16 protein-coding genes and 2 riboswitches are annotated in these 13,757 nt (G+C 46.1%); of the genes, 8 read left to right on the top strand and 8 right to left on the bottom strand.

Annotation, left to right across the window (positions count from 1 at the left end; translation table 11 throughout):
• Positions 1 to 40 precede the first annotated feature (40 nt).
• The 3 genes from RQP18_RS00610 to argF form a co-directional block, all read right to left on the bottom strand.
• On the bottom strand, positions 41 to 1,141 hold the full coding sequence (locus RQP18_RS00610) for a DsrE/DsrF/DrsH-like family protein (RefSeq protein ID WP_342388259.1): 1,101 nt from the start codon (positions 1,139 to 1,141) through the stop codon (positions 41 to 43).
• A gap of 114 nt (positions 1,142 to 1,255) precedes the next feature.
• Positions 1,256 to 1,531, bottom strand: coding sequence for a metal-sensitive transcriptional regulator (locus RQP18_RS00615; protein ID WP_342389352.1), 276 nt, complete (start codon positions 1,529 to 1,531; stop codon positions 1,256 to 1,258).
• Positions 1,532 to 1,701: 170 nt separating this feature from the next.
• Positions 1,702 to 2,697, bottom strand: a complete 996-nt coding sequence (argF, locus tag RQP18_RS00620) for an ornithine carbamoyltransferase (protein WP_342389353.1) — start codon at positions 2,695 to 2,697, stop codon at positions 1,702 to 1,704.
• Between the two features lie 244 nt (positions 2,698 to 2,941).
• On the opposite strand from argF, the gene guaC reads away from it, so the two are divergent.
• Positions 2,942 to 3,925: a GMP reductase gene (guaC, locus tag RQP18_RS00625; protein ID WP_342388260.1), complete on the top strand. Its 984-nt coding sequence runs from the start codon at positions 2,942 to 2,944 to the stop codon at positions 3,923 to 3,925.
• Positions 3,926 to 4,004: 79 nt separating this feature from the next.
• On the opposite strand, the gene RQP18_RS00630 is transcribed toward guaC, so the two are convergent.
• Entirely contained in the window at positions 4,005 to 4,868 is an 864-nt protein-coding gene (locus RQP18_RS00630) for a prephenate dehydrogenase (RefSeq protein WP_342388261.1), read from the bottom strand.
• Positions 4,869 to 5,271: 403 nt separating this feature from the next.
• On the opposite strand from RQP18_RS00630, the gene aroF reads away from it, so the two are divergent.
• Entirely contained in the window at positions 5,272 to 6,309 is a 1,038-nt protein-coding gene (gene aroF / locus RQP18_RS00635; protein WP_342388262.1) for a 3-deoxy-7-phosphoheptulonate synthase, read from the top strand.
• 18 nt (positions 6,310 to 6,327) lie between these two features.
• Complete coding sequence (locus RQP18_RS00640) at positions 6,328 to 6,621, top strand: chorismate mutase (protein ID WP_342388263.1); 294 nt, start codon at positions 6,328 to 6,330, stop codon at positions 6,619 to 6,621.
• Positions 6,622 to 6,647: 26 nt separating this feature from the next.
• On the opposite strand, the gene RQP18_RS00645 is transcribed toward RQP18_RS00640, so the two are convergent.
• Positions 6,648 to 7,562 (bottom strand): homoserine O-succinyltransferase, encoded by a 915-nt coding sequence (locus RQP18_RS00645; RefSeq protein ID WP_342388264.1) that lies wholly within the window; start codon positions 7,560 to 7,562, stop codon positions 6,648 to 6,650.
• Positions 7,563 to 8,840, bottom strand: coding sequence for an O-acetylhomoserine aminocarboxypropyltransferase/cysteine synthase family protein (locus RQP18_RS00650; RefSeq protein WP_342388265.1), 1,278 nt, complete (start codon positions 8,838 to 8,840; stop codon positions 7,563 to 7,565).
• A 66-nt stretch (positions 8,841 to 8,906) separates the two neighbouring features.
• Positions 8,907 to 9,003: riboswitch (SAM riboswitch) on the bottom strand.
• An 87-nt stretch (positions 9,004 to 9,090) separates the two neighbouring features.
• On the opposite strand from RQP18_RS00650, the gene RQP18_RS00655 reads away from it, so the two are divergent.
• The 3 genes from RQP18_RS00655 (at position 9,091) to RQP18_RS00665 (ending at position 11,279) form a co-directional block, all read left to right on the top strand.
• Positions 9,091 to 9,354, top strand: coding sequence for a hypothetical protein (locus RQP18_RS00655; protein ID WP_342388266.1), 264 nt, complete (start codon positions 9,091 to 9,093; stop codon positions 9,352 to 9,354).
• Positions 9,354 to 10,097: an alpha/beta hydrolase gene (locus RQP18_RS00660; RefSeq protein ID WP_342388267.1), complete on the top strand. Its 744-nt coding sequence runs from the start codon at positions 9,354 to 9,356 to the stop codon at positions 10,095 to 10,097. Before RQP18_RS00655 ends, RQP18_RS00660 begins: the two co-directional genes overlap by 1 nt.
• A gap of 111 nt (positions 10,098 to 10,208) precedes the next feature.
• Complete coding sequence (locus tag RQP18_RS00665; protein ID WP_373446098.1) at positions 10,209 to 11,279, top strand: YkvI family membrane protein; 1,071 nt, start codon at positions 10,209 to 10,211, stop codon at positions 11,277 to 11,279.
• A 52-nt stretch (positions 11,280 to 11,331) separates the two neighbouring features.
• Here the strand turns inward: RQP18_RS00665 and RQP18_RS00670 are convergent, their stop codons facing one another.
• Positions 11,332 to 11,859, bottom strand: coding sequence for a cysteine hydrolase family protein (locus tag RQP18_RS00670; RefSeq protein WP_342388269.1), 528 nt, complete (start codon positions 11,857 to 11,859; stop codon positions 11,332 to 11,334).
• A 127-nt stretch (positions 11,860 to 11,986) separates the two neighbouring features.
• Positions 11,987 to 12,086: riboswitch (guanidine-I (ykkC/yxkD leader) on the top strand.
• A 46-nt stretch (positions 12,087 to 12,132) separates the two neighbouring features.
• Between RQP18_RS00670 and RQP18_RS00675 the strand changes: the two genes are divergently transcribed.
• Entirely contained in the window at positions 12,133 to 12,471 is a 339-nt protein-coding gene (locus tag RQP18_RS00675) for a DMT family transporter (protein WP_342388270.1), read from the top strand.
• Positions 12,472 to 12,473: 2 nt separating this feature from the next.
• A complete protein-coding gene (locus RQP18_RS00680; RefSeq protein WP_342388271.1) occupies positions 12,474 to 12,788 on the top strand; it encodes a DMT family transporter in 315 nt (104 codons plus the stop codon).
• 5 nt (positions 12,789 to 12,793) lie between these two features.
• Here the strand turns inward: RQP18_RS00680 and RQP18_RS00685 are convergent, their stop codons facing one another.
• A complete protein-coding gene (locus RQP18_RS00685; RefSeq protein ID WP_342388272.1) occupies positions 12,794 to 13,684 on the bottom strand; it encodes a LysR family transcriptional regulator in 891 nt (296 codons plus the stop codon).
• Positions 13,685 to 13,757: the final 73 nt, after the last annotated feature.

Consider the following 13,757-nt stretch of genomic DNA (forward strand, 5'->3'; position numbering starts at 1 on the left):
TTTGATTGATTGTTGTGGATACGCGGGACAGCCTGTTCAATTATATGAAGAGGTTCAAGTTGCCGTTTTCTGCATCGCCGAGATAAGTGCCTACGCCGCCGAAATTGACATTGGGAAGAAGCTCGTCTTCATCAATGGCCATGATATCCATGCTCATTGTGCAGGCGACCATTTTGACGCCAAGTTTATCTGCCTTTTCGATCATTTCAGTAAGCGCGTCAACTTTCTTCTTCTTCATTACATATTGGATCATTTTGGACCCCAGCCCGAACATGTTCATGTTGGAGATCGGAAGCTTGGAGGCGGATTTTGGCATCATCATGCTGAACGCCTTATCCAGACCGGATTTCTTCTTTTTCGGTGCATTTGGATCTTTGATGACATTAAGTCCCCAGAATGTGAAGAACATGGTGACATCTTTACCCATGCTTTTTGCACCGGTGGCAATGATGAATGAAGCCAATGCTTTATCCATGTCTCCGCTGAATACGACCATCGTCGCGCCATCTTTGGTTTCCACCATCTGATGGTCTTCGCCGTCGGTCTTGGACTGAGGGGCGTTCTTCTGCAGCACCACTACGACCTTGTCTCCCGATTTTTCATTTTTAAGAACGGAATGTCCTGTTTTGCGCGCCCATGCTTCGACATCCGTACAGAAGCCGAAATCTGTGACCGTGATTTCCATCTGTTGTCCAGGTTCGAGTTCTCCCATCACTTCATTCACTTTGAGAAGGGGACCGGGACATTGCAGTCCACTTGCTTCGACTTTCACCCGGCTTGGATTGAGTTCAACGTTTTCATTTGAGCCTGGAGCATTTTCTTCTGCAGCTTCGTTTGCACTATCATATTTACCAGTGTAGGCCGAGTAGCCTTCTTCAAGGTTTACTGCATCAAACCCATTACGTTTCAGTATTGCTTCAGCATTTGCGCCACGTTTGCCACGCTGGCAATATACATGGATTCTTCTGTCTTTGGGGAGTTCGTCAAGGCGTTCCTCAATTTCATTCACGGATACATTGTCTGCCTCGGCAATGTGTCCCATCTCATATTCGAAAGGTTCTCTTACATCCAGTAGATATTCATTTGCTTCGACCAGTTGGTCGGCATCATTAATGTGGTACTTTGTTTGTATGTCACTCATAGTGCTAAATCATCCTCCTGTTTTCAAATACCTATAGGGGTATAATAGCAATACCTTTTCAATTTGTCAAATACCTGGCGGGGTATTTTTTGGTTCAAATAAAAACAGATGAAATCATCTGCTTTTATTTAGCAATTCAACTGCTTCTTTGACAAGTTCATCCGTGTCCTCATCAGGGTTGTTCATCGATTCTCTAACGCACTGTACAAGATTCTCGCTGACAATAACGTTCATCGTCCGGTTGAGGGCGCTTTTTGCTGCGCTCAATTGGGTGACGACATCCTTGCAGTCCTTGCCTTCCTCGATCATTTTCAGTGCACCGTTGATCTGGCCTTGCAGGCGATGGATGCGATTGATTACAGCTTTATCGTAAACCGTCTGTTCTTCCAGTGTAGCCAACAACATCACCTTCTTTTTTTGATATGTCCATATTATAGAGGTTGAAATTGCATTTGTCAAATACCCCTATAGGTATACAAGGGTTGGTCATTTCCCTTTTTTATATACCCGCCTGCGTATAGAGTACACATCAAAAAAAGAGCAACTGTGAAGTTGCTCTCCTAGTAGACATCGCCGCAAGTTACAGCGAGTAAAGCTTTGATTGTGTGCATACGGTTTTCAGCCTGTTCGAACACTTTCGAATAGCTGCTTCTGAATACTTCATCGGTCACTTCAAGTCCATCAACGCCGAATTTTTCGTAGGCGAGCTTGCCCACATCAGTCGTTGTATCATGAATTGCCGGGAGACAATGGAGGAAAATGGTATTTTTCTTCCCTGTCATGTCCATCAGCTGCTGGTTCACCTGGTATGGATGAAGAAGTTCGTAGCGTTCATCAAGTGCATCTTCTTCCCCCATGGAGCACCAGACGTCGGTATATATGACGTCACTGCCATAGACGCCCTTTTCCACATCTGAAGTGATCAGTGATCGGCTTCCGGACTGCTGTTGAAGCTCCTTGGCCAGTTTTTGTACAGAAAGTGCAGGCTGCAGGGACTCGGGTGCTACAATATTGATGTTCACCCCAAGAATTGCCCCTGTCACGAGAAGAGAATGGGACACATTATTTCTGCCATCCCCTACAAAAGTGACTGTCTTTCCATGGTAGGTGCAGAGGTATTCCTTTATCGTCAGGAAATCAGCCAGCATCTGGGTCGGATGCCATTCATTTGTGAGGGCATTCCATACGGGAACCCCAGCATGCTCGCCGAGCGCTTCGACCGTTTCCTGTTCAAACCCTCGGAAGGCGATGCCATCAAACATCGTTCCCAGCACTTTGGCTGTATCCTCCACCGATTCCTTTGCCCCAAGCTGCATGTCGTTCTTGCTTAAGTATTCAACGTTTGCGCCGAGTTTGCTCGCAGCCACAGTGAAGGCGGAACGCGTACGTGTCGACTGCTTCTCGAAGATAAGAGCAATATGTTTGCCGCTCATGAAACGCTGAGGGATACCGTGTTTCTCTTTTTTCTTCAAGTGTTCCGCAAAATCGATCAAGGTTTCGAGCTGGTCTTTGTTGAAATCATATTCCTTCAAAAAGTTCTTGCCATAAAAGTTGATGAGTTTTAATTGCTTTGCCGCCCCAAGTAATCATCTCCCAGAAAAGTATTTAACGGTAATTATACATGAATATAACTAAAAATCAAATAATTATTTAAAATAATGCATAATAATTTAATTATAAACGATTTAACTCATATATAATGCATAGTCTTGACTTTGGACCTGAAATATCATAAACTACCGAATGGCGAACTTAATAATATTATTTATAAAAAATATTCGTATTCCGAGGAGAATTTTAATGGAAAATGTATTTGATTACGAAGATATCCAGTTGATTCCGAATAAATGCATAGTAGATAGCCGATCTGATTGTGATACATCCGTCACACTTGGCAGGCATACATTCAAATTGCCTGTTGTCCCTGCCAACATGCAGACGATTATTGACGAGAGCATTGCACTGAAATTGGCGCAGGAAGGCTATTTCTATATCATGCACCGTTTCCAGCCGGAAACACGCATGGATTTCATCAGCAAGATGAAGGACAAGGGACTGATTACTTCAATCAGTGTTGGAGTAAAGGAAGAAGAGTTCGGCTTTGTCGATCAGCTGAAAAAAGAAAACCTTGTGCCTGACTATATTACAATTGATATCGCCCATGGACATTCGAACAGTGTCATCAGAATGATCCAGTATATCAAGGAACATCTTCCTGAAACTTTCCTGATTGCCGGGAATGTGGGCACACCTGAAGCGGTTCGTGAGCTTGAACATGCAGGCGCGGATGCTACAAAAGTAGGCATCGGGCCCGGGAAAGTATGCATCACGAAGATAAAAACAGGATTTGGCACAGGAGGCTGGCAGCTTGCCGCTCTGAGATGGTGCGCAAAAGCGGCTTCAAAACCCATCATTGCCGATGGCGGCATAAGGACGCATGGTGACATTGCCAAGTCCGTCCGTTTTGGCGCGTCCATGGTGATGATCGGTTCGCTGTTTGCAGGACATGAGGAATCACCGGGGGAAACTGTGGAGAGGGATGGTAGGAAATATAAGGAATACTTCGGTTCCGCTTCAGAATTCCAAAAAGGTGAAAAGAAGAATGTGGAAGGCAAGAAGATGTATGTGGATTACAAAGGGCCACTCGGCGATACTCTGAGAGAAATGGAGCAGGATCTGCAATCCTCCATTTCCTATGCCGGGGGCGATAGTCTGGATGCAATCCGCACCGTCGATTATGTGATGGTCAAAAACTCGATTTTCAATGGGGATAAAGTGTACTGATCAGAAAAAGCCATTCATTTTTAAACTGCCCCCATTGTTGGACATAGTCCAACAATGGGGGCAGTTTTTCATATGGACGCTACTCGGAATCCGGCAGTTCAAGGTTATGCAGATCATGATATCTGCGTCTGGCTTCTATCATCATTTCCTTCATCGTATCGACATCTTCCGTTTCGATCGCGTCTTTCAGGAGGTCCATCTGTGATTTGAAACGGTCGATGTGGTCGAGCAGATAATCCTTGTTCATGATGAACAGTTCCGGCCATAGGTTTTCATTGATATTGGTGATGCGTGTCAGATCCCTGTAGCTGTCTCCTGTATACTGCTTTGTGTTCCTCTGGACATCATCGCTGTTTATGAGTGACAGGGCAATGACATGTGCCAGCTGGCTTGTAAAACCGATGACATCATCGTGGAATTCGGGTGTTACGGAGGAAACATTCTTGAATCCCATCCTTTTGACGAGGGAGGTCAGCAGCTGGATGTTCGAATCCCTGTTCCTATCTGTCAATGTAAACAGATAATTCGCACCCTTGAAGACCTCGCCGCTGGCATATTTCAATCCTCTGTTTTCTCTGCCGGCCATAGGATGGCCGAAGACGAAGTCTGCAGATTCGGGCAGAAGCGGTTCGATCTGTCCGATTATCGAGCGTTTTACGCCGGTGACATCCGTCAGAATGACATTTTCCTTTAGAAGTGGTATGTATTTCTCCACCAATGTTTTCAGTATGAGTGGATATACTGCAAAAATGATCAGATCTGCCTGAGGCAGGATTTCTTCGGGTTCGGTGAACCCCTGATGGATGATGCCTTCCCGTTCAGCATGCTGCAGTGTATTTTCGTCCACATCAATTGCATATACAGTGTGTTCGCCTGCGTTTTCCCTTAAAGATAATGCGAACGAGCCACCAATGTTTCCGAGGCCAACTATGACAATATTCATTTCTCTACCTCCACTTTCATTCGTATTAGAGTAGTATAAACATAATTATTTTCTAAAGCAATATCGATATTTCTGACAATTCTGTATTGACAAAATAATTTTAGGGAGGTATAATCACTCTCAACACATCTCAAAAGAGGCGATTATATGTTACTCACTAAACAACAACAACATAATCGATTTTACTTTAGCTATTTTTGATACCGTTTGTACCCATCATTGCGTACAAACGTAAAACAAATTTGTTTGTATCAGTGATGGCTAAAGCATTTTGTGATGTCTAGCCATTTATATAAATAAGTGGCTAGGGTTCAGGTATATCTTTTTATCAAATTCTACCGCCACTTATTTATATAATGAGTGGCGGTTTTGTTATACAAATTCTATTGGGAGGTTTTTTATTATGATAATTCATGTTGCGCATAATGCAAAAGAGCAGGAGATCCAGGATCTGGTCAGGAATATAGAAGGAGCTGGTTTCGGGGTGAACCGTTCGGACGGCAAGAACCGGACTGTGATCGGACTGATTGGCGATACTTCAAGAGTGACGGAGAATGACTTCGCAAAGTACAAGATTGTGGATGCCGTCCACCGTATCCAGGCGCCTTACAAGAAAGCGAATAGACAGTTCCACGAAGACGACAGTGTGATTGATATCGATGGTGTCAAAGTAGGGGCTGAAAACTTCCTGGTATGTGCAGGGCCGTGTTCTGTTGAAAACGAAGATGACATGGTGGCGCTTGGCAAGAAGCTTAAAGCAGCAGGTGCAAATACATTCCGCGGGGGCGCGTTCAAACCGAGGACATCCCCATACGCTTTCCAGGGACTCGGCCTTGAAGGGCTGCGCATCCTCAATGTCGTCAAAGAAGAAACGGGACTTCCGATCGTGTCCGAACTGATGTCCACCGACTACATCGATGATTTCGTTGAATCGGTGGATGTCATCCAGGTGGGTGCCCGCAACATGCAGAACTTCGACCTGCTGAAGGCAATCGGCGAGACAGATAAGCCGGTTCTGCTGAAGCGAGGCATGTCGGCAACGATGAAAGAATGGTTGATGTCTGCAGAATACGTCATGGCGGGTGGCAATGATAACGTCATCTTCTGTGAAAGAGGCATCCGCACCTTCGAAACCGCGACACGTAATACACTGGACATCCAGGCTGTGCCGGTCATCCAGAAAGAGTCCCACCTGCCTATCGTCATCGATCCGAGTCACGCAGCGGGTGTAAGACACCTCATCCCATCCATGGCCAAAGCGGCAGTGATGGCAGGTGCGAATGGACTTCAGATAGAAGTGCACGAAGATCCTGAAAATGCATGGAGCGACGGACAGCAGTGCCTGACTCCGGACGAGTTTGAAGAACTGATGCAGACGATCAATATGCTGCTTGATATCGAAAAGAAAACAGCGGCAGGAAAACAGATCGTCCAGCAATAAAATTAAGGAGGGATGGCCATGAATGAACATGAAAAATTGAGGCATAGGATCGATGAGCTGGATGCAGAACTGATTGCGTTATTTGAAGCACGAATGGAAGTTGCAAGCCATATTGCCGAATACAAATTGGAAAATGACATTCCCGTGTTTGATGAAACGCGGGAAGAGCAGGTCGTTTGTAAAAATGTAGGAAGGTTACAGGACCAAAGCTTGGAGATTTATGCAGACTCGTTTTTCAGGCACCTCATGGCACTCTCCAGAAAACGGCAACATGAAAACCTTAGGAATTACACAATCTCCCATAAACTATAAAGAATAGCCTGCGATAATATCGCAGGCTATTCTAATTCTGTCAGGTCATAATAGGTGTTCTGGTATGTTTCATTGATCCAGTTGCTGAAAAGAAGATGTCCATGGCTTTTCCAACTGAATATAGGCGCAGCTGTCGGGTTGTCCTCGGGGAAGTAGTTGTGGGGAATGGCAATCTCACGGCCGCCTGCCAGATCGCGGTCATATTCATTCTTCAGTGTATCCCGTTCGTATTCCAGATGACCAAATATGAACAGGTCACGTTGATCCTCTGTACTCAGGATGTCCGGACCGAATTGCGGATGTGATGTGAGGATGTTCAAGTCATCAATATCCTCTATTGCCTCCATATCAATCTGTGTATGCCGCGACTGGGGCACCTGGTAGACATCATCAAATCCCCTTAGAAGCGGATGGGTGGGTATCAGGTTGTTGTAGTCGAATACTCCGAACAGTTTGGTCGGCAATATGGATTTCTGTATGCCAAAGTAGTGGTTGAGAGCAAACTGTGCCCCCCAGCAGATGAAGAACCTGGAGAATACATGGGTCCTCGACCACTCGATGATATCACGCAGTTCTTCAATATAATCCACCTGGTCAAAATCGAGCTTCTCTACCGGCGCTCCTGTGACAATCATGCCATCGTACCGCCGGTTGCGTACCTCTTCCAGATTATGATAGTACTTCTGAAGATGGCTGGTCGGCGTATTCCTGCTGTGGTGTGTACTCATATACATGAAGTCGACATCGATCTGCAGCGGTGTATTCCCGAGCAGCCGCAAAAGGTGAAGTTCCGTTTCTTCCTTTTTGGGCATCAGGTTCAAAATAAGCATGCGAAGCGGGCGTATATCTTGCGTATGCGCCCGGGTCGCTTCTATGGTATATACATTTTCCTTATGGAGGCGCTCCCGGACCGGGAGGCCTTCAATGATTTTAATAGGCATTTAAATCGCATCCAGACCTTTTTTTAGATCGTCTATGATGTCATCCACATGCTCCAGGCCGACAGACAGGCGGATCATTTCCGGCCTTACGCCACCTGACAACTGTTCATCTTCCTTAAGCTGGGAGTGGGTTGTGGAAGCCGGGTGGATGACGAGTGACTTGGCGTCTCCAACATTGGCAAGCAGTGAAAAGAGTTCGAGGGATTCTATGAATGTCTTGCCGGCTTCATATCCGCCTTTGACACCGAATGTAAATATGGAAGAGGCACCTTTTGGAAGATACTTCTGCTGTAGTCCATGATACTCGCTGGACTCAAGGCCTGCATAGTCGACCCATTCCACTTTATCATGGTTTTCCAGGAATTTGGCAACCGTCTTTGCATTCTCCACATGCCTCTCCATCCGTAGTGACAACGTTTCAATCCCTTGCGTAAGGAGGAATGCATTGAACGGAGAAAGTGCTGCGCCGGTATCCCTGAGCAGGGTGGTACGGATTTTGAATGCATAGGCAGCAGGTCCGAACGCATCAGTGAAGACAAGATCATGGTAGGACGCATCCGGTTCTGTCAGACCCGGAAACTTCCCGTTGTCCCAATTGAAGTTTCCGCCATCGACGATTACCCCTCCGATTGAAGTGCCATGGCCGCCAAGGAATTTTGTAGCTGAATGAACAACAACATGTGCGCCGTGCTCAATCGGGCGGCAGAGATACGGAGTGGCGAATGTATTATCCACGATAAGTGGTACGCCATTATCCTCTGCAATTTTCGCCAATGCTTCCAAATCTTCCACATTGCCTTCCGGGTTGCCGATGGTTTCTACAAAGATCGCCTTCGTATTCTCCTTGATTTCACGTGAAACATTTTCAGGATCTTTCGAATCAACAAGACTTGTTTCAATGCCGAACTTTTTGAATGTGTGGGTGAATAGTGTATGAGTGCCCCCATACAGGCTGGCGGAGGAGACAATGTGGTCTCCGGTGCTTGCTACAGCCTGGATGGCATATGTAATGGCAGCCATACCGGACGCAACACCAAGGCCAGCGACGCCGCCTTCGAGCTCTGCAACACGTGTTTCCAAAGCGGCAGTTGTCGGATTCATGATACGCGTGTATATATTGCCTGTATCCTGCAGGCCGAACAGTTCTGCAGCATGCTTCGTATCATCAAATACATAGGAAGTCGTCTGATAGATGGGAAGGGCGCGTGAATTTGTGGTGGGATCCACTTCTTGTCCGGCGTGAAGCTGTTTTGTCTCGAAACGGTGATTCTCTGTCATTGTTCATTCCTCCAGTTATATATTATAAAAAAGAGCCTGCCCAAAGATTAAGGGAGACTCTCGAGTCACTCATCTTTCAGGAACGTACCTGTTGGATTTAGCACCTTACCTAAAAGGTTGCCGGGCTTCGCAGGGCCAATCCCTCCACCACTCTGGATAAGCAAATATTTGATTAGGGACTATGTTACTATAAGGTCAGTTAATTTGTCAAATACTTTTAAAAATTTAAATAATGGAAAGGGTGAGGCATATGTACGATGTTCTGGTCGTCCTGTTGATGATTGTGGCACTTCTTCTTTTCACTTTGAGCCGTCTTCAACTGAACAGGACCAGAAAAAGTATGACTGCCGAGAATTATGCTGAAGAACTTCATCACCGGGTTTTGAAAGATCGTAGGGCGGGGAAGACAAGAGGGGAGATTATCGAAGTGCTGAAGAAGGACTACGGACTGGATCAGCATGAAGCGGAGTACATATATCATCGTACGGCAGGTACACGAAAGGAGAATGACTGATGAAAATTGTGCAACCCGAACCTCTGAAATATGAAAGTGGTCCCAGAGCAGTTATGCTACTGCATTCTTTTACAGGAACTGTCAGGGATGTAAAGCCATTGGCGCAGCATCTTTATCAGCATGAATATACTGTCCATGTCCCGAGTTTTGAAGGGCATGGCATGGGACCTTCAGAGCTCGTCCGGACCGGCCCCTCCGACTGGTGGCAGAATGTCATGGACGGATATCATTTCCTCAAGGATAAGGGGTATGAAAACATCGCAGTTGGCGGCGTATCCCTTGGGGGTGTATTGGCTCTCAGGGCAGCAGAGCAGCTTGGAGATATCAATGGTGTTGTGAGCATGTCTGTGCCGCAGGGCAAGGATGTCGAAGATATAAACAGGAGGGTACTGAACTATACGAAGAATTTCTTGGAGTTTACCGGAGAAGTCGACGAAAAAATCAAGGAGGCAGTCGAGTACTACAGGGATAATCCAATGGACAGTCTGGAGGATTTCCGGAAGCTGATCGATGAAGTGCATGAGAATCTGGGGTACATTGATGTTCCTGTAGCGGTCAAATACGGAGAAAAGGATGCGGAATTATACATGGAGAGCGCGAAAAGTATATATGAAAGCATCGGTCATAATGAAAAGGAAATCCAGTCTTATGGAAACACCGGCCACCTGATGACGAGAGGCAAGGACCAGGAGATGCTTTTTGAAGATATCCAGAAATTCTTTGACGCGCTCGACTGGCAGTGATGAATATGAATTGCTGCAGCGGAGATTTTCTTCATTTGCCAACACATCGCAATAAGTTTAATATGAAGTTACTGTGTTTTAAAAATTTTAAGAGAATTTGGAGTGGTCAAATTGCAGAATTTCAGACAGGCCTTGAAAATAGGCTTTGCCTATACGGGGGTAGTAGTTGGAGCTGGGTTCTCCACGGGACAGGAGATACTCCAGTTTTTCACCAATAATGGTGCAATGAGTGTCTTTGCAATATTACTTTCCGGTCTTTTGATCCTTTTTACAGGGAAGTGGACGGCGGACGTCGGCTTCGATATCAAGGCGGAATCCCATGTGGATTCCCTTCTGAACATGTTCGGCAATACATTCGGCCGGATTATCGACATTGTGCTTGCGTTTTTCCTATACGGAGTGGCCGTGATCATGTTTGCAGGTGCAGGCTCGACATTTTATGAGAGTTTCGGCGTAGCACCATGGATCGGTTCGCTGATACTGATCATCGGTGTCTATATTACATTGAATATGGGCTTCAACCGGATCGTACTGGCGCTGGGGGCCATTACACCATATCTGCTTGCGCTCGTGGTGATCATTGCTGTTGTCAATTTCCTGAACCCCGCTGTGTCACTCGGTGAAGTGGATCAGTATGCACAGCCCGGCGAAACGACCTTCGGACCATGGTGGTGGGATGCGATTACATATAGTGGCTTTACAATCGCCGTAGCATTCAGTTTTTTGACGATGATGGGATCCGATTCCAGTTCAAGGAAAGTTGCAGGCTGGGGTGGACTTATAGGAAGCATCATCATCATCCTGCTCATGTTCCTTATCAATAACGGGCTATTGGCACGTATGGATCAGGTGAATGAATTCGAACTGCCGATGCTCCTTCTGGCCAATGAAATCCATCCGGTACTCGGTTTTCTGCTCTCGATAGCGATGCTGCTGGTCATATATAATACGGCTGTCGGCATGCTCTATCCGTTTCTCGTACGGTTCAGCCAGCCGAAAAGCCGCCTTTACAATATCATGCTGCCAATAGCACTGGTTCTGGGGTATTTCCTCAGCTTTGTCGGCTTTGCTGACCTAGTGGGAACCGTCTATCCGGTAATGGGTTATGTAGGGTTATTACTTGGTATTGCGATGTTCCTCAAGTGGATCAACCTGATTATGACGAAAAAAGCCCCTCAATGATGAGAGACACCCCCAAAGTTGAACCAAAATCAACTCTGGGGGTGCTTCTTCGTTATTCGTCCTCTCCTATGATGAAGACATTCATATTGGAAAGGACATCGATTGTCTTGTCATGGAGTGTTCTATCAGTGCCGGCGGATAGATCCTTATTGAGTGTAATATCTGCCTGCGGAAAAATGTTCTGGATGATCATGATGTTGGCGAGGACGCAGACGTTCGTCTCTGCACCGACAAATTCAATGGTGCGGTTGGTCTCCACTTCATCTTCATAGTTTTTCTGGATCTTTCTCGCTTCTTCAGGAGGGATGCCATAGAAGGTTTTTACATATTCATCCCCGTGGGTTTCAAGCAGCTGGCGGAACTGTGGGAAAATCTCTTCGTCAAAACGGATGCTTTCCAGGCTCCGCTTCTCCTGTTCGAATTCCGGATAGAGGTTACGTGTATAGATGATGGACTCACCATTGTCTATGGCCTGCTGGATGCGTGCTTCAATGCCATCCCGCACCTCTTTTGTGGAATTTGCGTATCCTGTTCCTCTTTCGTCGAAAATATCATTTTGGACATCTATTACTACGAGCATTCAATCTACTCCTTCATATTGGAAACCAATTTTGGGATTCATGTTAACTATTTACCCATTTAATGCTCTTTCATACCATCATCCTTGAAATCCATCCTTATTTTGGGTACCATACAGATAATCATATAAAAAGGTCGCCTAGGGTTCCGCCATTTAAAGATGGGGCTGGTCCGAGAGGTGGCGCATGAAGTTTATTCATGACACGGAAGGATAAAAGCCTGGGAGAGAATGCGATTCTCTTTCGGGCTTTTTTGATTTCACAGGAGGTAGAATATGACAAGGCAATGGATCAAAGTTGTAATTGCAAGTGCTTTTGAAGTGGGTTGGGTGGTCGGTCTCACTCATTCGACGACATGGTATGAATGGATTGGCACCCTGATTGCCATCTTTGTGAGCTTCTATCTGATGATCGATGCAGGCAAATATCTGCCGGTTGGCACGGTTTACGCTGTCTTTGTCGGTTTGGGCGCCTTCGGAACGGTGTTTTCGGAAATCATTCTTTTCGGGGAACCTTTTGTGCCCCTTAAGATTGTTCTGATTTCACTCATACTTGTTGGTGTCATCGGGTTGAAAATTGTGACGGATGAAAATACGGATGGGGAGGCAGGATGAATATGGCGTGGGTTTCACTTATTGTAGCAGGGCTGTTTGAAGTGTGCGGTGTGCTTTCGATAAATAAGCTGCATAAGGACAAGTCCCTATTCTCCCTAATTCTGTTGCTGACATGTTTCGGTTTGTCCTTTTTCTTCCTGTCGATTGCACTTGAAGTATTGCCGATGGGGACCACCTATGCAGTATGGACAGGCATAGGGGCCTCTGGAGGTGCATTGCTCGGCATGGTGTTCTTCGGGGAATCGAAGGATTGGAAACGCATCTTCTTCATTATGCTCATCATCTTTGCTGTAGTCGGATTGAAGCTGATTTCCTGATGCACTCAATGTGAAACTTCGTGGGACTCAATACTCGTTTCGTTGAGCAGCCTGAGCAAGGCGAGTGTGCTGGTTGATTGGAATCGGACATCCGGTGTAAGCAGATAGAAGTGCCTGTCGATTGCCATGTCATTGTAATTGATGTGCTGCAACCGGCCTGTTTCGAGCTCATGCTGGATGGTGTGCTTCGACAGTAGCGAAAGGCCGATGCCGCTTGCTACAGCATTCTTGATTGCCTGGGTGCTGCTTAAAGTGATTGTTTTGGGATGAATGCCGAGGCGTTCGAGAACCTGCTCCTGATAGTGCCGGGTACCGGAGCCTTCTTCGCGGATCAGCCAAGTCGTCTCCTCCAGTGTCTGGAGTGTGGGAGAAGCGGGAAATGTGGCGTCGCCTATGATATGCATTGCATCTTTGAGAAGCCGGGTGATATTGACTTTTGTATCGGTGATCTCATCTTCAATGATGCCTATGTCGAGGTCAGAGGATTTTATACCATGCATGATGGCTGCCGAATTGCTGATATGGACTTCGGGTATGATTCCGGGGTGTTTTTTTACGAGTCTTGCAAGTATTGAAGGAAGAATATACTCTCCATACGTATAGCTCGCGCCAATATGAATCGGTCCTTTCGTCTCTTCCTGGAGGTCATGGATGAGGTGATGCATCCTTGACTCGAGAGACATCATTTCTTTGGCGTGATGATAATATATCTCTCCGGCGGGATTCAGTCTGATGCCCCGGGTGGACCGCTCAATCAACGTAATATCAAGCTCTTCTTCAAGCTGTTTGATATAGCCCGACACTGCAGGCTGTGTCATGTGAAGCATACTCGCCGCTCGGGTAAAACTTCTTTCTTCAACAACTGCGACGAACACCCGCGCTACCTGGTTGATCATGTAAAAACCCTTTCCATAACCTATTAGTTATAATTAACATAATTATATACTATTTCACTTATGCTTCCTACCG

The organism is Salinicoccus sp. Bachu38, from assembly GCF_038561955.2.
Lineage (GTDB): Bacteria > Bacillota > Bacilli > Staphylococcales > Salinicoccaceae > Salinicoccus > Salinicoccus bachuensis.

What these genes read in the sequence shown, in the direction of transcription:
- RQP18_RS00610 (WP_342388259.1), bottom strand. Translation starts at nt 1,141, where the DNA reads ATGAGTGACATACAAACAAAGTACCACATTAATGATGCCGACCAACTG.
- guaC (WP_342388260.1), top strand. Translation starts at nt 2,942, where the DNA reads ATGGAAAATGTATTTGATTACGAAGATATCCAGTTGATTCCGAATAAA.
- RQP18_RS00630 (WP_342388261.1), bottom strand. Translation starts at nt 4,868, where the DNA reads ATGAATATTGTCATAGTTGGCCTCGGAAACATTGGTGGCTCGTTCGCA.
- aroF (WP_342388262.1), top strand. Translation starts at nt 5,272, where the DNA reads ATGATAATTCATGTTGCGCATAATGCAAAAGAGCAGGAGATCCAGGAT.
- RQP18_RS00640 (WP_342388263.1), top strand. Translation starts at nt 6,328, where the DNA reads ATGAATGAACATGAAAAATTGAGGCATAGGATCGATGAGCTGGATGCA.
- RQP18_RS00645 (WP_342388264.1), bottom strand. Translation starts at nt 7,562, where the DNA reads ATGCCTATTAAAATCATTGAAGGCCTCCCGGTCCGGGAGCGCCTCCAT.
- RQP18_RS00650 (WP_342388265.1), bottom strand. Translation starts at nt 8,840, where the DNA reads ATGACAGAGAATCACCGTTTCGAGACAAAACAGCTTCACGCCGGACAA.
- RQP18_RS00655 (WP_342388266.1), top strand. Translation starts at nt 9,091, where the DNA reads ATGTACGATGTTCTGGTCGTCCTGTTGATGATTGTGGCACTTCTTCTT.
- RQP18_RS00660 (WP_342388267.1), top strand. Translation starts at nt 9,354, where the DNA reads ATGAAAATTGTGCAACCCGAACCTCTGAAATATGAAAGTGGTCCCAGA.
- RQP18_RS00670 (WP_342388269.1), bottom strand. Translation starts at nt 11,859, where the DNA reads ATGCTCGTAGTAATAGATGTCCAAAATGATATTTTCGACGAAAGAGGA.
- RQP18_RS00675 (WP_342388270.1), top strand. Translation starts at nt 12,133, where the DNA reads ATGACAAGGCAATGGATCAAAGTTGTAATTGCAAGTGCTTTTGAAGTG.
- RQP18_RS00680 (WP_342388271.1), top strand. Translation starts at nt 12,474, where the DNA reads ATGGCGTGGGTTTCACTTATTGTAGCAGGGCTGTTTGAAGTGTGCGGT.
- RQP18_RS00685 (WP_342388272.1), bottom strand. Translation starts at nt 13,684, where the DNA reads ATGATCAACCAGGTAGCGCGGGTGTTCGTCGCAGTTGTTGAAGAAAGA.